At 39.4% G+C, this 20,707-nt stretch carries 15 protein-coding genes; 10 read left to right on the forward strand and 5 right to left on the reverse strand.

What is annotated here, in order from left to right; genetic code table 11:
- The first annotated feature begins 16 nt into the window (after positions 1 to 16).
- The 4 genes from ABE954_RS10805 to aphA all read left to right on the forward strand — a co-directional run bounded on the left by ABE954_RS10805 (position 17) and on the right by aphA (position 3,937).
- Positions 17 to 889: a PHP domain-containing protein gene (locus ABE954_RS10805; protein ID WP_048607286.1), complete on the forward strand. Its 873-nt coding sequence runs from the start codon at positions 17 to 19 to the stop codon at positions 887 to 889.
- A gap of 149 nt (positions 890 to 1,038) precedes the next feature.
- Complete coding sequence (locus ABE954_RS10810) at positions 1,039 to 1,659, forward strand: L-threonylcarbamoyladenylate synthase (protein WP_042843664.1); 621 nt, start codon at positions 1,039 to 1,041, stop codon at positions 1,657 to 1,659.
- A 201-nt stretch (positions 1,660 to 1,860) separates the two neighbouring features.
- On the forward strand, positions 1,861 to 2,778 hold the full coding sequence (rluB, locus tag ABE954_RS10815; protein ID WP_042843665.1) for a 23S rRNA pseudouridine(2605) synthase RluB: 918 nt from the start codon (positions 1,861 to 1,863) through the stop codon (positions 2,776 to 2,778).
- 445 nt (positions 2,779 to 3,223) lie between these two features.
- On the forward strand, positions 3,224 to 3,937 hold the full coding sequence (aphA, locus tag ABE954_RS10820) for an acid phosphatase AphA (RefSeq protein WP_042843666.1): 714 nt from the start codon (positions 3,224 to 3,226) through the stop codon (positions 3,935 to 3,937).
- A gap of 63 nt (positions 3,938 to 4,000) precedes the next feature.
- On the opposite strand, the gene ABE954_RS10825 is transcribed toward aphA, so the two are convergent.
- The 3 genes from ABE954_RS10825 to ABE954_RS10835 all read right to left on the reverse strand — a co-directional run bounded on the left by ABE954_RS10825 (position 4,001) and on the right by ABE954_RS10835 (position 8,036).
- Positions 4,001 to 6,151: a filamentous hemagglutinin N-terminal domain-containing protein gene (locus ABE954_RS10825; RefSeq protein WP_371025438.1), complete on the reverse strand. Its 2,151-nt coding sequence runs from the start codon at positions 6,149 to 6,151 to the stop codon at positions 4,001 to 4,003.
- Between the two features lie 523 nt (positions 6,152 to 6,674).
- Complete coding sequence (cobO, locus tag ABE954_RS10830; protein ID WP_042843668.1) at positions 6,675 to 7,265, reverse strand: cob(I)yrinic acid a,c-diamide adenosyltransferase; 591 nt, start codon at positions 7,263 to 7,265, stop codon at positions 6,675 to 6,677.
- 6 nt (positions 7,266 to 7,271) lie between these two features.
- Positions 7,272 to 8,036 carry a YciK family oxidoreductase gene (locus ABE954_RS10835; protein ID WP_042843669.1) on the reverse strand — a complete coding sequence of 255 codons (765 nt, stop codon included), beginning with the start codon at positions 8,034 to 8,036 and terminating at the stop codon, positions 7,272 to 7,274.
- 179 nt (positions 8,037 to 8,215) lie between these two features.
- Here ABE954_RS10835 and sohB point away from each other — a divergent pair, with 179 nt between their 5' ends.
- Positions 8,216 to 9,262, forward strand: coding sequence for a protease SohB (sohB, locus tag ABE954_RS10840; protein WP_371025439.1), 1,047 nt, complete (start codon positions 8,216 to 8,218; stop codon positions 9,260 to 9,262).
- Positions 9,263 to 9,357: 95 nt separating this feature from the next.
- Here sohB and ABE954_RS10845 read toward each other — a convergent pair whose 3' ends face one another.
- A complete protein-coding gene (locus tag ABE954_RS10845) occupies positions 9,358 to 9,615 on the reverse strand; it encodes a DUF2498 family protein (protein WP_042843671.1) in 258 nt (85 codons plus the stop codon).
- 289 nt (positions 9,616 to 9,904) lie between these two features.
- On the opposite strand from ABE954_RS10845, the gene topA reads away from it, so the two are divergent.
- The gene (gene topA / locus ABE954_RS10850) at positions 9,905 to 12,511 is read left to right on the forward strand and encodes a type I DNA topoisomerase (RefSeq protein WP_042843673.1); all 2,607 of its coding nucleotides are present in this window, start codon (positions 9,905 to 9,907) and stop codon (positions 12,509 to 12,511) included.
- 277 nt (positions 12,512 to 12,788) lie between these two features.
- On the forward strand, positions 12,789 to 13,313 hold the full coding sequence (sodC, locus tag ABE954_RS10855) for a superoxide dismutase family protein (RefSeq protein ID WP_042843675.1): 525 nt from the start codon (positions 12,789 to 12,791) through the stop codon (positions 13,311 to 13,313).
- Positions 13,314 to 13,526: 213 nt separating this feature from the next.
- Here sodC and ABE954_RS10860 read toward each other — a convergent pair whose 3' ends face one another.
- On the reverse strand, positions 13,527 to 15,560 hold the full coding sequence (locus tag ABE954_RS10860) for a M13 family metallopeptidase (protein WP_129465952.1): 2,034 nt from the start codon (positions 15,558 to 15,560) through the stop codon (positions 13,527 to 13,529).
- 314 nt (positions 15,561 to 15,874) lie between these two features.
- On the opposite strand from ABE954_RS10860, the gene cysB reads away from it, so the two are divergent.
- The 3 genes from cysB to ABE954_RS10875 all read left to right on the forward strand — a co-directional run bounded on the left by cysB (position 15,875) and on the right by ABE954_RS10875 (position 20,548).
- Entirely contained in the window at positions 15,875 to 16,849 is a 975-nt protein-coding gene (gene cysB / locus ABE954_RS10865; protein WP_042843677.1) for an HTH-type transcriptional regulator CysB, read from the forward strand.
- Between the two features lie 298 nt (positions 16,850 to 17,147).
- Complete coding sequence (gene acnA / locus ABE954_RS10870) at positions 17,148 to 19,820, forward strand: aconitate hydratase AcnA (RefSeq protein ID WP_129465951.1); 2,673 nt, start codon at positions 17,148 to 17,150, stop codon at positions 19,818 to 19,820.
- Between the two features lie 284 nt (positions 19,821 to 20,104).
- Positions 20,105 to 20,548, forward strand: a complete 444-nt coding sequence (locus tag ABE954_RS10875; protein ID WP_129465950.1) for a hypothetical protein — start codon at positions 20,105 to 20,107, stop codon at positions 20,546 to 20,548.
- Positions 20,549 to 20,707 lie beyond the last annotated feature (159 nt).

Raw genomic sequence — 20,707 nt, forward strand, 5'->3', positions numbered from 1 at the left:
TGGAGAAGATACCACCATGCCGCAAGCAGCAACGTCATTATTGACTCGTTATGATTTACATAGTCATACGATTGCTTCGGATGGGGAGCTAACCCCTGAAGCGTTAATTGAACGTGCGATAACCATGGGCGTAAATATTTTGGCTATCACAGACCATGATACTTGCGATGGTGTATTGCAAGCGAGACGTTATTTGGCTGAAAATGATCGGCCAATTGAACTTATCAACGGCGTAGAAATATCCACTCTTTGGGAAAATATAGAAATACATATTGTGGGGCTAAACTTTTCTACGGAGCACCCCGCAATGATTAAATTGCTGGAAGAACAATCAGCTCGTCGATTAGAACGTGGAATAGAGATGGGGCGTCGTTTGCAAAAAGCTGGCATTGACGATGCATGGGAAAATGCACGAAATATTTCTGCCGGTGGGCAAGTGACTCGTGCACATTTTGCACAATATATTGTTAAAATTGGTAAAGAAAAAACGATTAACAATGTATTTAAACGTTATTTATCAAAAGGCAAAACAGGGTATGTACCTGCAAAGTGGTGCTCTATTCACGAATCTATCGAAGCCATTCACGCCGCAGGTGGGGTCGCTGTTTTAGCGCACCCATCTAAATATCAACTATCAAATAAGTGGTTGAAACGCCTTATTGCTTATTTTAAGCAATGTAATGGTGATGCTATGGAAGTTTCCCATTGCCAACAACCTCCAAATGAAAAGCAGTATTTAGCTGAGCTTGCAAAAGTTGCTGAGCTACGAACCTCAGTTGGTTCCGATTTTCATCGACCATGTTCTTGGATAGAACTGGGGCGCAATTTATGGTTACCTGATGATGAACAGGCCGTTTGGGCGCAGTGGGCTGAAGTAAAAAACACCTAATACTTTGATGTATTAACAATGCGGTGTAAAATAACCAGTATGGATAATGATTTATTTCACATAAATCATTTAATTGAATAAATAGATAGTACCATTTATAGGTATTTTGCCGGGTGATGCTGTCGATACTACGAAAAGTAGAGGTATGTATGAGCCAGTTTTTTTATATCCATCCGGACAACCCTCAGACGCGGTTAATTAGCCAAAGCGTTGAAATCCTAAATAAAGGTGGTGTTGTTGTTTATCCGACAGACTCAGGTTATGCAATAGGTTGTCGTTTAGAAGAAAAAGATGCATTGCAACGCATTTGCCGTATCCGCCAACTCGATACCAATCATAATTTCACACTAATGTGCCGTGACCTTTCTGAATTATCCAATTATGCCCATGTTGATAATACGGTATTTCGTTTAATTAAAAATAATACACCCGGTAATTATACGTTTATTTTACGTGCAACCAAAGAAGTCCCGCGCCGTTTAATGAATGAAAAACGTAAAACAATTGGTTTACGAGTGCCTTCTAATCCTATTGCAAGGGATCTACTTGAAGCGGTGGGAGAGCCGTTAATGTCGACCAGTTTAATCATGCCTGGTGATGATTTTACTCAATCTGATCCTGAGGAAATTAGGGATTTATTGGATAAACAGGTCGATTTAGTGATCCACGGTGGTTACATCGGGCAAAAACCAACAACAGTCATTGATTTTACGGATGACACGCCAGTAGTTGCTCGGGTCGGTACTGGAGACCCATCGCCTTTTGAGTAATGTTTAGCTAATAAAACACTGTGTTTATATAGCTAATTATATGAAAATGTATTGAAAGTGCGATATTCTGATAAGTAATAGGGCTTCAAGATAAACCTGTGTATAATACGCGGGTTTACAAATTCAATACTTTTTGGAGAGGGTAAACATATCACTCCCAAAAGTCATTTGACGCCTGTGAAGGCGACAGTAGAGGGTTACATGAGCGCTAAACCGCAAAAAACTGAAAAATTACAAAAAATCCTTGCCCGTTCTGGGCATGGTTCCCGTCGTGAAATCGAAACATTCCTGCAGGCAGGTCGTATTAGTGTTGATGGTAAAATTGCAACATTAGGCGACCGAGTAGAAGTTACAGCAGCAACAAAAATCCGTTTAGATGGCCGTTTATTAGCGATTAAAGAGCCTGAGAAAGAGATTTGCCGTGTTATGGCGTATTATAAGCCAGAAGGTGAATTATGTACTCGCCATGATCCTGAAGGCCGTCCTACTGTTTTTAATCGTTTACCGAAGTTAACAGGGGCTAGGTGGATTGCCGTTGGCCGTTTGGACGTCAATACGAGTGGGTTATTATTATTTACGACAGATGGTGAATTAGCGAATCGGTTAATGCACCCAAGCCGTGAAGTCGAACGTGAGTACGCGGTACGTGTTTTTGGTGAAATTAACGATGCTAAAATTCGCCAATTAACCACTGGCGTGCAATTAGAAGATGGTCCTGCTTCTTTTAAAACGGTTTCATATCGCGGTGGTGAAGGGATGAACCAATGGTATAACGTGACGTTAACAGAAGGGCGTAACCGTGAAGTTCGACGTCTTTGGGAATCAGTCGGTGTTCAAGTTAGCCGTTTGATCCGTGTTCGTTATGGCGACATTGATTTACCAAAAGGGCTTCCTCGTGGCGGGTGGACAGAGCTTGGTTTACAACAAACCAATTATCTTCGCGAATTGGTTGAACTAGCACCTGAAACAGAAAGTAAGGTTGCTGTTGAACGAGACCAACGCCGAATTAAAGCGAACCAAATTCGTCGTGCGGTGAAACGCCATACACAAGTTACAGCACGCCCTGCAGCTAAGCGTCAATCATCAAGGCCGACAGCGAAGCGTCGTACACGTATCTAATTTCGTAATAATCATTATTTCATTATTTCATTATTAAAGAAAAGCGCTAAGGGATACCGATGCGCTTTTTTATTCGCAAAAATAATTATGTTAAGTGTGTAGAAGGTTACAGTTAGCACTACTTTAAAGAAATATTAAGTTTTATCACTTATTGAACTAACTTCGTCATAAGACCATCAATTATTAAATTAATGGTCTAGCTCACATTATTATTAAACCCATCAAGAATAGATAACATTTATGAGATATGTGTCTCATTTTAATGTAACTAAAAAACTTAGTATTACCTCCCATGTGAGATATCCCTCACATAATTTCTGCATTATTTATTGATAGTAATAGAAAAATAAGCAGTTAAACATTTTACTTACACGTTAGCTAGACAGTTTATCCAGATGAATAAAGAATGGTTTTTAAGCGGATAAACCTTGAATAAGGATAAGAAATGAAAAAAATAACACTAACTCTGAGCGCGGTTGCTTTGGCATTAAGTTTTACTGCAACTTCTCAGGCAAAAATACCAATGCCAGAAACAGTCAGCCCTGGTGTGACAGTCGTTGAATTAGCGCAACAGCAGCCTATTCATTGGGTTTCCATTGAGCAAATCAAACAAAGCTTAGAAGGCAAAGCCCCAATGGCGGTTGGTTTTGATATTGATGATACAGTGTTATTTTCGAGCCCTGGTTTTTATCGTGGTAAATTAGAGTTTTCACCAAATGATTTTAGCTATCTAAAAAACCAACAGTTTTGGGAAAAAATGAACAATGAATGGGATAAGTTTAGTATGCCAAAACAGGTGGGTATTGACTTAGTCAAAATGCACTTAGACCGTGGAGATACTGTTTATTTCATTACTGGCCGTACTAAAACAAAAACTGAAACCGTCACTCAATATGTTCAAGAAGGTTTAGCTATTCCTGAAGATAAAATGCAGAAAGTTATTTTTGCAGGTGATGAACCTGGTCAAAATAATAAAGTAAGCTGGATGCATGACCATAAGCTGACTATTTATTATGGTGATGCAGATGCAGATATTGCAGCAGCTCATGAATTAGGTATTCGTGGTATCCGTATTTTAAGAGCGGCAAATTCCTCTTATCAGCCATTGCCGAAAGCAGGGCGTTTTGGTGAGGAAGTGGTGATTAACTCAGAATATTAATTCTGAACGACAATTAATGAAAAAGGAGACGTTTATCGTCTCCTTTCTTATAACTTAAGTAAATTAGTTGGTTACAATAGAATCGATAATGACTCGATTGCCTGTGATGGTACCTGTTGTGCTATTAGTAACGATAGGGTTTGTGACCTTAGTTGTATTTGAAGAACGCAAAGTACCATATTGATTGTTGACCCGATTTTTTGAATCAATTGTCAGGTTTCTACCTGCATCAATGCTTCCTGAGTAATTTTCTAATAAACCCACATCAAGTTTTTGGTTATTAGCGCCTAAGATCTTCCCATAATTATTGTTAAGTGTTGATTTAAGCTTAACATCAACATCATTACGTGAAGCTGAAATATTATTCACGTTTGCAGCAATAGAACCATTAATATTGTAGAGAGTATCCCCTTGAATTTTTACAGTACCATTATTGGTTTGCAGACCACCGTTCTGATCCACCAAGCCAAACTTAGCATTAGCCTGTTTAAAGTCAGCACTATTGTTATTATTCAGATGACTGGTTTCGATGTTTAAATTGTTTTCTGAATGAATTAATCCAGCTTGGTTATCAATATTAAATGCCTTAATGGCTAGATTATTTCCTTTAATATAACCTGAGCGATTATTTAATATATTCGAATTGATAGCCATTTGACCATTATTTGAAATAATAGTGCCAGAGTTATTGATTTGGTTAGCATTGATATTCATTAACCGACCACTGTCTATTTTTGATGATGCATCATTGTTTAATGATACCGATGCATCAATATCCATACGACCATTAGCTGTCTTTATCTCAGAGTTAGTTTGAGTCAAAGACATGGTACTGATCTCCGCACGCCGTTGGGCGATGATTTTGCTATCTGCTAAGTTTTCAATTGATGATTGTGAACTGATAACGGCATCTCTACCTGCAGTGATATTGGAGTTTTGATTTACAACATGCACTGCACTGATATTGATATCACGAGCAGAATTGAACCCTTTAGATGGGTCATTAGGGTTACCTTGATTATCTCGATTATAGATAATATTCATGGAATGGATATTCATATCGCCTTTTGAGGTATTGAATGAGCCATTATCGTTAATCAAAGTATCAGACGTTGAATTTATATTTTGTAATGCGGTGATTGTTCCTCCATTATTGCTTAATTGCCCCAATGTCGTTAAATTAATATCATTGTTGTAAGATGTGATTTCACCCTGATCATTATTGATGGTACCCGTACCTGCAACGGTGATATTGACGTTTTTATTACCAACCAGATGGCCGTTATTCGTTACAGCTGTTGCTTTAATGTTTAAATCTTTAGCGGCATTGACCCTTGCGTTAGTATTATTGACGCTACCTGCGCTATCAATCGTGATGGCACCATTATGAGTAATGATATCCCCCGCATTAGCAACACCCACTCCGCTTTCAGTGGCAATTAATGAGATTTTATTTGCATACATGCCACCCATAGCAGAAATATCGATGCCGACACTAGGTTTAGTGCCAATAGCTGTCGTTGAACCAATAACTTCACCAGAGGCATTGACTTGATTATTACCAGCAACAACGTTGAGACGCTGGGCATCAACAATACCATTAATCGCTACGGAACGAGCAATGATATCAGTTGGAGAATTAGCGTTAAAACTGCCGTTAATTGCGATTTTTCCTTGCTGTACATTATAGTTAGCAATAGAACCATCATTGGCTAGGTTGACTTTGCCTGTCGTCAGAGTCGCGTGATTGGTATTGATAAAGCCACAGTTATTGCAGGTGATACCTGAAGCGTTAGCAACGATAACTTGTGCTTTCCCTCCGGCTACTTCAATCATTCCGTTTAGGGTGGTTGCTGTATTAGAATTTACTTCATTTAAAATCACTTTAGCTCTATTACCACCAGCAACATTACCATTACTACCGATTTTGCCACCAAGAATGGTATTAGAGTTTCCTCCATTGTTATTTAAAATAACGCCTTTTTGGTCAACATCAAATTTACTATACACATTATGAGAGACCCCGCCTTGACTTGGTTTATTAATATAAACAACGGTAGGGCCATTACCTTGATTTAATATACCTGCACCATTCGTTGAGACAATCTCAGCTTGGGCTACTGTTGTTGAACCGACGATCATGGAAACGCATAAAAAGAGTGGCTTAAATTTCAATGTGGGAATATTGAAATTATGGTTTAAAATATTCTGCATATATATCCCTTAAAATAGGTAAGTTTTAATTAAACTAATAATCCTTTCTGGCTGTTTAATTATGCAGGTATATTGATTTTAATAAAATTAATAATATTAACGTGAATATATTGTTTATTGTTTTTCAATAAATAACTAAAAATGCATAAATATAGATGATGATCTATTAACTTCAATCAAAACTCTTAATTTTCAATTTGTTATAGTTACTCTATTTCTGTAATGCATGGTATTTTTACTCAGGAAATTATACTTAATGAATTGGAATTGATAGGTTAAATTAAGTCGGCTGCATTAATAATTTTTATATTCTTAGCTTATGCTATAAAATATCATTATTTAATGATAAGTCTGAAATGTAATTATTCGAGGAAAAACAACAATGCAAGTTAACAATAAATGGAAAACTTTATAAGTTTATTATTATTTTGCACTCTTATTTTGAGTGTCAATAAGGGGTGGCTAGATTGCAGGGGTCATAGCCCAAAAAATGATTGGACTATGACCATTTAAATATTACAAATTACCAGTCAATTCCTTTTTGTGCTTTAATCCCTGCATCAAACGCATGTTTGATAGGCCGCATTTCAGTTACTGTATCAGCCAATTCTAACAAAAAGCGATGACAAGCCCTGCCAGTGATAATAACTGACTGGTTTTCTGGGCGGCTTTGTAGTGCTTGGGTGACTTCATTTAGATCAAGGTAGTGGTAGCTCACCATATAAGTTAGCTCGTCTAGAACCACCAAATCGTATTGTGGGTCACTGAGTAATTGTTTGGCATGTTGCCATGTCTCAAGGCAGGCAAGGGTGTCTGTTTCTTTATTTTGGGTTTCCCATGTAAACCCAGTGGACATCACGTAAAAAGGTACGCCTTGTGGTTCTAATAGCTCGCGTTCGCCATTATCCCAACTACCTTTGATAAATTGTATGACACCCGCTTTTTTACCATGCCCAATTGCGCGGCAAACAGTACCAAAAGCAGCGGTCGTTTTACCTTTACCGTTCCCTGTGAAAATAATTAATATTCCACGTTCAATTTGCGCCGCTTCAATGCGCGCATCCACCTTGTCTTTCAAACGTTGTTGACGTTCTTCGTGTCGGCTTTGAGACATAAATTATTACTCCGCTGCACCAGCCTTACGACCTGGTTGTGCATCATAACTTTCCCCTGTTTTACGGAGGCTATCATCACCCATTAAATAAATATAAATAGGCATAATATCAGCAGGGGTTTTCAGTTTAAGAGGGTTTTCTTCTGGGAAAGCACTTGCACGCATGCTAGTTCTTGTTCCTCCAGGATTAATACAGTTTACACGAAGATTACTTTGTTTATATTCTTCTGCTAAAACTTGCATTAAACCTTCAGTCGCAAATTTTGATACGGCATAAGCACCCCAGCCAGCACGCCCTTGTTTACCAACACTTGAGCTAGTAAAGACTAATGAGGCATTAGGTGCGCGAAGTAGCAGAGGAAGTAATGCTTGGGTTAACATAAAGGTAGCATTGACATTAATTTGCATGACATCATGCCAAAGGTCAGTCGGCTGCTCAGTGATTGGGGCAACCACACCGAGCATCCCTGCGTTATGTAAAACACCATCTAAATAGGGTTTTGTATCAGAAATTTTTGCAGCCAATGCATGGCAGTCATCGATAGTAGCAGTGAGTAAATCTAATACATAGCAAGGGGATTTCTTCCCAGATAAAGCGGCGATTTCGTCGCTAACGGTTTCTAACTTGTGCTGTGTTCTACCAACTAGGATTAAGGATGCACCAAAACGTGCGTAAGTGAGAGCGGCTTCGCGACCAATACCATCACCGGCACCGGTTACGAGTATGGTTTTTCCTTTCAGTAGGTCTTGTCGAGGTTGATATAGGAGCATATTCTTTCCTATCATTATGTTTAACATGTATTCTTATCATCGCATTGATTACGATTATTGGCTAATCTAACACAGATATCTACTAATTATATTGTGTTAATGACTGTTTTTTTCTGGTTGTTTACTGACAATCGTGAGATTATTTTTGTATTGAAGATAAATATCAGAAGGATCAAGTTGTGGAGTATTTCTCTTTGTATGGGTTATTTTTAGCAAAAGTCATAACAATCCTTGTGGCTGTTGTTTTGCTAGCTGTTTTTGTGTTTGGTGTTGGTATGCGCCGTCAAGGTACAAAAGGGGCATTAAAAATCACTGATTTAGGTGAAAGCTATCGTGAACGCCAGCGCCAAATGCAGCAAGTAAAAATGAATGAATCAGAACATAAGGTCTGGCTGAAAGCATTTAAAAAACAGCAGAAAGTTAAATCAAAAAGTGAGAAAACTGGGGCAAAACTGGGGCAAACCGGCGTTAAAAAACCGTGTTTATATGTCTTAGACTTTAAAGGTAGTATGGATGCGAGAGAAGTTTCTTCTTTACGAGAAGAAATCAGTGCAATCCTTGCCGTTGCTGACCAGCAAGATGAAGTTTTGTTAAGGTTAGAAAGCCCTGGTGGGATGGTGCATGGTTATGGTTTAGCTGCCTCGCAATTATTAAGGCTAAAAGAAAAAAATATTTCACTGACCATTGCTGTTGATAAGGTTGCTGCAAGTGGTGGCTATATGATGGCCTGTATTGCTGATAAAATTATTGCTGCACCATTTTCTATCATTGGGTCAATTGGTGTTGTTGCACAAATACCTAATATTCACCGTTTACTCAAAAAACACGATGTAGATGTTGAGTTGCACACTGCTGGTGAATATAAACGAACGCTAACCATGCTTGGTGAAAATACGGAGCAGGGGCGTAAGAAATTTGTGGAAGACTTAAATTCAACTCATGAATTATTTAAGCAGTTTGTACATCAAAATCGTCCTACCTTAGACATAACATCTGTGGCTACTGGTGAGTATTGGTATGGTTCAAAAGCCATAGATAAGGGCTTGGTTGATAAAATTGGTGTGAGTGATGATGTCATTATTAACGCTATAGACACCAAAGAAGTGGTGAGTATTCGTTATGTATTAAACAAAAAAATGATGGATAAATTTATGGGGAGTGCGGCAAATAGTGTTGATAAATTGTTACTCCGCTGGTGGCAACGAGGCCAAAAGCCATTATTATAATTTTAACTGTAACCTCGTAAATAAATCATTTTAGTCCTAAAATTAATTACCGGCCTTAATCGCCGGTAATTTTTATTAAATAGCTTAATAGTTAACTAATTGTTATTACTTAGTTGGTATTGTTCAGATAGAACATGAGCTAGGTGTTTGTACATATTAAAAGCAGCCGTACTTTTTAATGTGGGAATATTATTTTCATCTAGAAAAAATTCCCCTTTAAACACAAAAGTACCCCGATGTTGCTCAACAGCGTTGACAAACATGCCATGAATATAGTCATCATGTTTCTTTATGATATCATTAGCTTTTTCAAGTAACTCTTCTTTTGTAATGATTGGTAGATTATCTTGCATAACATGGCTTCCTTGAAAAAATAATTGGTTGCTTCTAGCATTTTATCAGGTAGAGTGTGTGTTTTTCAATGACAGCTAAACACATTTATTTGGTTAAAATCAGTGAACTAGAAGACTTTGTGTTCTTTTAGAATAACGTGACTGAGTTTATAAGTTTTGTTTCAGCACAAATAATTGTTTAAAAAATTATTGATATATTGTGATTGTGTCGCAATATAAAAAAGAGATTCTCATTTTGCGCATTTTAATGTAGAAATGCGCCATTGTTGATATTTAGGTAAAGGTAAATATGGGTAAAGCTCTTGTTATAGTGGAGTCCCCGGCAAAGGCCAAAACGATCAATAAGTATCTTGGCAGTGGCTACGTTGTGAAAAGCAGCGTTGGCCACATTCGTGATCTGCCGAAAAGCGGCTCTGGTTCACAAACCGGCTCACAAAAGAGTACAGGCTCATCTACCGACAAAACAAAGAAAGTTAAAAAAGATCCTCGTGATGCGTTAGTCAAGCGTATGGGGATTGATCCTTACCATGGTTGGGAAGCGAATTATCAAATTCTGCCAGGCAAGGAAAAAGTTGTTTCTGAACTGAAATCACTGGCAGAAGATGCTGATCATATCTACCTAGCAACGGACTTGGACCGTGAAGGGGAAGCTATCGCATGGCATCTGCGTGAGGTGATAGGTGGTGATGAATCTCGTTTTAGTCGAGTTGTGTTTAATGAAATTACAAAGAATGCCATCACACAAGCTTTTGATAGCCCTGGTGAATTAAATATTGATAGGGTTAATGCGCAGCAGGCTCGTCGTTTCATGGACCGTGTTGTGGGTTATATGGTCTCACCACTTTTGTGGAAAAAAGTGGCTCGTGGCTTATCTGCCGGTCGTGTTCAATCAGTCGCAGTGAAACTGATTGTTGAGCGTGAAAGGGAAATTAAAGCGTTTGTTCCTGAAGAATATTGGGAATTACACGCTGATTTAGCGGATAAAGACATTGCAAATTTACGCATGGAAGTTACGTCGCAATCTGGTAAATCGTTCAAGCCTGTTAATAAAGCGCAAACTACAGCGGCGGTAAAATTGCTTGAAAAAGCACGCTTTGAGGTTATTGACCGCGAAGACCGTCCAACCTCGAGTAAACCGAGTGCGCCTTATATTACTTCAACCTTGCAGCAAGCAGCGAGTACGCGCTTAGGCTTTGGGGTGAAGAAAACCATGATGATGGCACAGCGCCTGTATGAAGCTGGTTACATCACCTATATGCGTACCGACTCAACTAACTTGAGTCAAGATGCATTAGATATGGTTCGTGGCTATATTAATGACAACTTTGGCGCGAAATACCTGCCTAAAGATGCCAACGTATATAGCAGCAAAGATAATTCTCAAGAAGCGCACGAAGCTATCCGTCCTTCTAGTGTTGATGTGTTACCTGATTCACTAAAAGATATGGAAAATGACGCCAAAAGATTGTACCAATTAATTTGGAACCAATTTGTTGCATGTCAAATGACGCCTGCGAAATATGACTCTACGACCTTAACAGTGAAAGCGGGAGAGTTTGAACTGAAAGCCAAAGGGCGTACGTTACGTTTTGATGGTTGGACGAAAGTGATGCCTGCGCTGCGCAAAAACGATGAAGATAAAACGTTGCCACCTATCCAAGTAGGCACGGAACTATCATTAATCGAATTATTGCCTAGCCAGCACTTCACCAAGCCACCAGCGCGTTTTAGTGAGGCATCATTAGTTAAAGAATTAGAAAAACGGGGAATTGGTCGTCCTTCTACCTATGCAGCCATAATCTCGACTATTCAAGATAGGGGTTATGTTAAAGTAGAAAATCGCCGTTTTTACGCGGAAAAAATGGGTGAAATTGTTACTGATCGTTTAGAAGAAAACTTCAACGATTTGATGAACTACGATTTTACCGCACGTATGGAAAATCAGCTCGACCATGTTGCTAATCATGAGGCGGAATGGAAAGCGGTTCTCGATGAGTTTTTCTCTGACTTTAGTACGCAACTCGATGTTGCTGAAAAAGATCCAGAAGAAGGGGGAATGCGCACTAATCCGATGGTTATTACATCAATAACCTGTCCTGATTGTGAGCGGCATATGGGCATCCGCACAGCGTCAACAGGGGTATTCCTTGGTTGTAGCGGTTATGCATTACCACCGAAAGAGCGTTGTAAGAAAACGATCAATTTAATCCCTGAAGATGAAGTTCTTAACGTGCTTGAAGGGGATGATGCGGAAACTAACGCGCTAAGAGCTAAGCGTCGTTGCCCGAAATGTGGCACTGCGATGGATAGCTATTTGATTGATAACCAGCGTAAATTACATGTGTGCGGTAATAACCCTGCGTGTGAAGGTTATGAAATCGAAGAAGGTGAGTTCCGTATTAAAGGCTATGATGGCCCAGTTATTGAGTGTGACAAATGTGGTTCTGAAATGCACCTGAAAATGGGGCGTTTTGGTAAATACATGGGCTGCACCAATGAAGAGTGTAAAAACACACGTAAAATTTTAAGAAGTGGTGAAGTTGCACCGCCGAAAGAAGATCCAGTGCCACTACCGGAATTGCCGTGTGAAAAATCAGATGCTTACTTTGTATTGCGTGATGGCGCAGCTGGGGTATTCCTTGCCGCGAATACTTTCCCTAAATCTAGGGAAACTCGTGCGCCTCTAGTGGCTGAGCTACAACGCTTTAAAGACCGTCTGCCTGAAAAATTAGCCTATTTAGCAGAAGCGCCTGCTGAAGATGGTGAAGGTAATCCAACTGTTGTGCGTTTTAGTCGCAAGACTAAACAGCAGTATGTTTCTTCCGAAAAGAACGGAAAAGCAACGGGTTGGAGTGCTTTTTATGTTGATGGTAAATGGGTCGTCAAAGAAAAGTAACAGGTTACTTTTACGTTAAAAAATCAAAGCCAGTCAGAAATGACTGGCTTTGTTATTTAGAGGTGAATACCGATCTTTGGCCTTATTGAATGGCACTATTGTGATATAACCACCAATTATTAACTAAACTCAAATACAGCACCAAAGCGATAACAGATTTGTGCTAACTTAGATATTGTCATTAATAATGATGATTAAAACAGTACAATTCTTATCTTATGAATGTATTAAGGTAAGTCGATGGAATGATAGATAAACGTTATCCACCGGAGGCAAAATGAAGTTAAAAATGTGTTTACTGGCTGCATTATTTACTGCGGGCACTGCGTATGCGGCTCAATCTACCGTAGTATTAAAAGAGGCAACGCCGACTGGCGATGGTAAAGCAATAGGTGAGGTTGTTATCACAGAAACAGAATACGGATTACTGTTTACTCCTAAATTGGCTGGCTTGCAAGCGGGAGTTCATGGCTTCCACGTCCATGAAAACCCAAGTTGTGAACCCGCAGACAAAGATGGCAAATCTGTCCCTGCATTAAAAGCTGGTGGTCATCTAGACCCTGCAAAAACCGGGGTTCATAAAGGCCCATACGATAATAGCGGTCACTTAGGTGACTTACCCGGTTTAGTTGCTGATAGCCAAGGCAATGCAAACTATGCGGTATTAGCACCACGCTTAAAATCACTGAAAGATGTCCAAGAAAGAGCTCTCATGGTGCATGTTGGTGGTGATAACTATTCTGACAACCCTGAAGCTTTAGGTGGCGGCGGGGCGAGGATGGCTTGCGGCGTTATTAAATAATATTCGTTATATTTCGAGCTGTGGCGTTGTTGGCTACGGTTGTTAACCCTAATCACATACTTTTTGTTATGCTCTTAGGGCTTACAGCATTTGCTCGCTAGTCACAACTCGAATTATTTAGCGTATTTTAGTGAAAAGATAGAACCTTGTTTTCGGTTTAGATGAAGGTTAGAAAAATAAGGCTCGGGTAGTATCCCGAACCTTATTTTTGTATTACCAAATACGAATACGTTGTTCTGGCGCTAAATACAGCGCACTATCTTTATCAACACCGAAAGTTTGGTACCAATCATCAATATTTCGTACCACGCCATTTGCACGGAACTGGTTAGGGCTATGTGGGTCTGTCATAATTTTGTTACGTTCAGACTCTTTATTTGACAGTTCTTGCCATGTACGCGCCCAAGCAATAAAGAAACGTTGTAACCCTGTTGTTCCATCAATAATAGGGGCTTCTCCATTCGGGTAATTTTCTTTAACGAATTGTTTATAAGCACTTAAGGCAATATTGAGCCCGCCAAGGTCGCCAATATTTTCGCCTAATGTGAGTTGCCCATTAACATTTAAATCGTCAACAGCAAAACCATTATATTGTTCAACAAGCTTCTCAGTTTTTTGTTTAAAATGCTCTTTTGCGCTATCGCTCCACCAATTGCGTAACTGGCCAGTACCATCATATAAGCTGCCTTGGTCATCAAAGCCATGTCCCATCTCATGACCAATAACTGCCCCGATGGCACCATAGTTATAAGCAGGGTCAACATTTGGGTCAAAGAATGGCGCTTGTAAAATTGCAGCAGGGAACACTATCTCATTTTGTACAGGGTTAAAATAGGCATTAACCGTTTGCGGTGTCATGCCCCATTCCCATTTACGCACTGGTTGGCCAATTTTGCTGATCATGTCATCGTATGACCATGCTAGAACCTGTTTGTAATTATCTAAGAGGGTATTTGGGTTTAAGTTGATTGTACTAAAGTCATTCCATTGGTCAGGGTAGCCGACTTTTACTGTGAATTGTTCTAGTTTTTTTAATGCTTCTTGGCGAGTGGTGTCATCCATCCAGTCATTATCCTTCAGGCGCTCATTAAATGTTCCCCTGACATAACTGACGAGATCTTTAATTTTTTCTTTGGATTGTGGATCAAAGTATTTTTCGACATAAATTTGACCCAATGGCTCACCTTGTAGGGAATTAACTGTTTGTAGTGCGCGTTCTTGGCGAGTTCTTTGTTTCTCTACGCCATTGAGTTTTTTTGAGTAAAAATCAAACTGGGCATCAGCAACGGTTTTATTTAAATAGCGAGCATGCTCACTAATATATTGAAAAGTTAAATAGTCTTTTAATGTTGAAATAGGCGTATCTGCGAAAATTTTTGCTGTTTGTTCAACAGCGCTGTCTGTTTCCACAATGACTTTTTCAAGTTGTTTATCCGTTAATTTTCTACTGCTAATAAATGCATCCCAATCAAAACCTTGGGTATATTTTTTCATTTCATCAAGGGACATCGCATGGTAATTTTTTAGAGTATCACGGCGTGCCTCAGGGCTCCAATGAACGGTGGCAAGAGACTTTTCTAAGTCAAAAATCTTCTGTGCTTTTTGCTCAACACCTGTTTCACCTGCTAACTTCAACATTGTCCCGATATAAGCAATATAACTTTGGCGAATATCTTTCATTTGAGGAGTATCTTCAAGGTAATAATTTCGATTAGGCAACCCTAACCCGCCTTGACCAAGATATAACACGTAAGTATCAGGAGCCTTTGCATCTAAATCGACCCAATAGGAAATCAGTGATTTATAGTCAGGCTGAGTCATTAACGCACTTATTTCATTATGATCTTTAGCTTTTTTGATGGCGTCTAAGTCATGTTGTATTGGGCTGAGACCTGATTTTTCGATGGCTTCCTCATTAAGGTAGCTGAGATATAAATTACGAATATTACGTTGATTATGACTCAATGAGTTTTCTGGTATTTTTTGTAACTCATCAATAATAGATTGGGTCTGTTTTTCGGTGTTCAAATACAAGTCAACAAAAGAGTTTATACGTGGCATACCTGTTGGAATTTTGGCTTTGCTTATCCAATCCTCATTTACATAGCGGTAAAAGTCATTCCCTGGGTTGATTGAATCAGATAGGACAATTTTTTGTTGCCCATAAGAGACTTCTTTTGCCAGCAATTGGGGGGCAAAAGAAATAGTAGACATACCAATAATTAAAGCCAAAATATTTATACGCATGTAGCAACCTCTCTTCGTTGAGAATATTGATTTTCACTATTACTCATTAATATTGGTAATGCAGTGGAAATCTTTCCAGTTTGATTTTATCTATTGAATCACATTATGAAATTAAATTAACCCGTCTTTGCAATTTCTTACGACCCTAATGATAGAAGTAAGGTATAGATGAAATTTTATCATCATACTGTTTATTCTTGTTTGAATAATGTTATATTAGTTATATCAAATTGGTTATATATATCTTTTGGTTATAACTAATATTATTTAGCTATAGTGAAAGCCACATAATTAAGCAAGAGGTAGACTGAAATATGAAATTGCAGCAATTACGTTATATTGTTGAGGTCGTTAACCATGACTTAAATGTCTCCTCGACTGCGGAGGGGCTTTTTACTTCACAGCCAGGGATCAGTAAGCAAGTAAGGATGCTTGAAGATGAGTTAGGGATTCAAATTTTTGCCCGCAGTGGTAAACACTTAACTCACGTAACCCCAGCAGGGGAAGAAGTTATACGTATTTCTCGTGAGGTATTGTCTAAGATAGAGGCAATCCGGTCGGTGGCAGGGGAACATACCTATCCTGATAGAGGGAGTTTGAGTATTGCAACCACACATACTCAAGCACGTTATGCATTACCGCCGGTAATCAAAGGTTTTATAGAGCGTTATCCCCATGTTTCTTTGCATATGCAACAAGGCTCACCGACACAAATTGCAGAGGAAGTTTGTAAGGGGAATAGTGATTTTGCTATCGCGACGGAAGCATTGCATTTGTATAGTGACTTAATAATGTTGCCGTGTTACCACTGGAACCGTTGTGTTGTGGTACAAAAAGACCATCCATTAGCCGCGAAAAAAAATGTCACTATTGAGGATATAGCCCAATACCAAATTGTGACTTACACCCATGGCTTTACAGGGCGTTCAGAGCTCGATGTTGCATTTCAAAAAGTCGGCATAGAACCAAAAATTATTTTTACTGCTACGGATGCAGACGTTATTAAAACTTATGTAAGGTTAGGTCTAGGGATCGGAATTATTGCCAGTATGGCTGTTGACCCAATTAGTGACAGTGATTTAGTTGTTATTGATATGCGCGATAAATTTAGCTATAGCACAACAAAAATTGGTTTTAAACGAACCACATTTCTTCGTAGCTATATGTATGATTTTATTTGGCGTTTTGCACCTCACTTAACGCGTGATGTCGTCGATAAAGCAGTCGCATTAAGGCATAATGAGGATATCGAAGAATTCTTTAAAGATATGAAGTTGCCGATTATTTAATTCTTTGTTGTAGCTAGGGCGATGGTTACTAATAGCGCTATCTACCTAGCTACAATTTGCTATTCAAGAAGGCTAGTCACTTTATTTTACCTACGCAACTGTTCACTGACCACATATTTTCAATGTATCAATTTCCCTTCTTAACTTAAATTTCCTATGATAAATAGATAGGAATTCAAAATTTGGCACAAAATCTATAAATCAAATTTCTAAAGCAACTATGATTACAATTGGTTAACAAAAAATAAGGGCGGTAGCTAATACCTATCGTTATAGTTATAAAAACCAAGGAGGAGTTATGTCGTTGAGCCTAAAATCAGACAGTGCTTCCATGCTCACTGTTGGAAACAAGCAGTATCATTACTTCAGCTTAGCACGTGCTGCTAAAAAACTTGGTGACGGTTCTAAGTTACCTAAATCTTTAAAAGTCCTACTTGAGAATCTACTGCGTCATATTGATGGAACCTCGGTGGTAGAACAAGACTTACAAGCGATTATTGATTGGCAAAAAAAGGGGCACGCAGACAGGGAAATTGCTTACCGACCTGCTCGTGTACTCATGCAAGACTTTACGGGTGTTCCCGCAGTTGTTGACCTTGCGGCGATGCGTGAAGCCGTTAAGTCTCTTGGGGGGAATGTTGAACAAGTAAATCCATTATCTCCGGTAGATTTAGTCATTGACCACTCTGTTATGGTGGATGAATTTGCCACACAATCTGCATTTGGTGAAAACGTCGAAATTGAAATGAAACGTAATCATGAACGTTATCTATTTTTGCGTTGGGGCCAAAAGGCTTTTAATCGATTCCGAGTGGTTCCACCAGGTACGGGGATCTGCCACCAAGTTAACTTAGAATATTTAGGTAAAGCGGTTTGGTACGAACAAATTGACGGCCAGTTATACGCTTATCCTGATACCTTAGTAGGAACTGACTCCCATACTACGATGATCAACGGGCTAGGTGTACTTGGCTGGGGTGTGGGTGGGATTGAAGCAGAAGCTGCTATGTTAGGTCAGCCAGTTTCGATGCTGATCCCTGATGTCGTGGGCTTTAAATTAACAGGGAAATTATCCGAAGGGATCACCGCGACAGACCTAGTGCTGACGGTAACACAAATGCTACGTAAACATGGTGTTGTCGGTAAATTTGTTGAGTTTTATGGTGATGGGTTAGCCGATTTGCCGTTAGCGGATAGAGCGACCATTGCGAATATGTCACCGGAGTACGGGGCAACATGTGGTTTTTTCCCTATTGATGACATTACATTGTCATATATGCGGTTAACCGGCCGTAGCGATGATGAAGTCGCGCTGGTGGAAGCATATAGTAAAGAGCAAGGCTTATGGCGTCACGTTGGTGATGAACCAATTTTCACCAGTACGCTAGAACTTGATATGTCGACAGTTGAATCTAGCCTTGCTGGGCCTAAACGTCCACAAGACAGAGTTGAGCTAAGCCAAGTCCCTAAAGCTTTTCGCGGTGCAGTTGAATTAGAAGTTAATAAGAAAGAAAAAAATGCACAACCGACAGTGAAATATCAAAATAAGACTTTTGAACTCACAGATGGGGCGGTTGTGATTGCCGCAATCACATCATGTACTAATACATCTAATCCAAGCGTATTAATGGCCGCAGGGTTACTAGCGAAAAAAGCGGTTGAAAAAGGGTTAATGCGCCAGCCTTGGGTGAAAACCTCATTAGCACCAGGTTCTAAAGTTGTTACTGACTATCTGGCCGTCGCGGGCTTAACCCCTTATCTTGATAAATTAGGTTTTAACCTTGTCGGTTATGGTTGTACGACTTGTATTGGTAATTCAGGGCCATTACCAGAACCGATAGAAGATGCGATTAAGCAAACAGACTTAACTGTTGGGGCGGTGCTGTCAGGTAACCGTAACTTTGAGGGGCGTATTCATCCATTAGTGAAAACTAACTGGCTAGCATCACCGCCTTTGGTAGTCGCGTATGCATTAGCGGGGAATATGAATATTAACTTGAAGAATGAGCCACTAGGTGTAGATAAGCAGGGCAATGATGTCTATCTGAAAGATATTTGGCCTTCTAGTGTCGAAATTGCTCAGGCAGTGCAGCAAGTTAAAACGGATATGTTCCGTAAAGAATACAATGCGGTATTTGACGGTGATGAGGCTTGGCGTGCATTAGAAGTTGAAAGTTCATCAACCTACCATTGGCAGGCAGATTCAACCTATATTCGCCATCCACCCTTTTTTGAAGGGATGTCAGTTCAACCCGCACCAATCAAAGATATTCATGGTGCAAATATTTTAGCTATCCTTGGCGATTCAGTTACAACAGATCATATTTCACCTGCGGGTAACATCAAAAAAGAGAGCCCTGCAGGACGTTATTTGCAAGAGCATGGTGTTGCGGTTGCGGATTTTAACTCTTACGGGTCACGTCGTGGTAACCATGAGGTGATGATGAGAGGGACATTTGCAAACATTCGTATTCGTAATGAAATGGTGCCAGGGGTTGAGGGTGGCTACACATTGCATATCCCAACAGGGCAGCAAATGGCGATTTATGATGCAGCGATGTTATATCAACAAGACAAACGTCCCTTGGCTATCATTGCGGGTAAAGAGTATGGTTCGGGCTCTAGCCGTGACTGGGCAGCTAAAGGGACCAATTTGTTAGGTGTTAGGGTTGTGATTGCTGAGTCGTATGAGCGTATTCATCGCTCTAACTTAATTGGAATGGGGGTTGTTCCTTTAGAGTTTAAAGATGGCGAGTCCCGTAAAACACTAGGGTTAAAAGGTGATGAGCGTATTGATGTTAATGGTCTACAGTCACTTGTGCCAGGGCAAGACATTGTCGTTAAAATTACTTACGGCAATGGTGAGGTAAAGGACGTTACCATGCGCTGTCGTATTGATACCTCGACAGAAATGGATTATTACCGTCATGGCGGTATTTTACATTATGTAATAAGACAAATGTTACACTAACTTTTACTGCAATAACGTCTGCATGGTTCGCCCAGCAGACGTTTTTTTTAAATATATTATCTTGTTTATTAATCTTGTTCTTTCTCAATTTTTTCGTTTCGATTCTGGGCTATGGTAATAAATAGATGACCAATTAAAGGGGAACACGATTATCATTATTGCTTAAGAATAGGGTGTAGTTCGCTATAAATCAGTTTCTTTGTTGAAAATAATATAAATGTAATCGCTTCTGCATCAACCATACAGTGATTGAACTTATCGAAAACACTATAAAGGAAATAAATATGGCAGATATCAATGAAACCGATTTCTATAAAGGGGCATTGTGGGCAGCAGACATTTTATTGACGACTTCTCATTTTGATGGGGCAAATGAAGAGGTTCGTGACATTTTAGAGCATATCCCTAATTTATATTCTATCGTTATGAGAACACCAGAAACGGAAGTGCATGACTTACGTTTGTACGCGGATAAAGAATTTCCACTCGGTTTAAATGCAGATTATACCGCTATCACCATTGCTCCATTAAAAGATTATTTTGATATTTTACCAATGCCTGATCAAGACCCTAAGAGTATTACCTTTGAGGTCGAGTATTGGGGAGTGGTCGCAGAAACGTCCTCAGGGAAACCGGATTTATTGATTGCGGGCTTGTTAACACCAGAAGAAGCGCAGAGATATGCACAAGGGTTATCGAAACAGCTAGAGTTACAGCTTGAAAAATAATCGATTGAAAGTGTTTTGGGCTTTTTCTGTTTATTTATTCTTCTAAAATGACCAAAAACGGCAACACTGTGTTTATATACAGTGTTGCTGTATGTGGCATTATAAGAGGCTTCCATATTGTCATTCTGATATATTCCGAAGAAATAATAATTTTTCAAA

Source organism: Providencia sp. TYF-12 (assembly GCF_041344805.1).
GTDB lineage: Bacteria > Pseudomonadota > Gammaproteobacteria > Enterobacterales > Enterobacteriaceae > Providencia > Providencia huashanensis.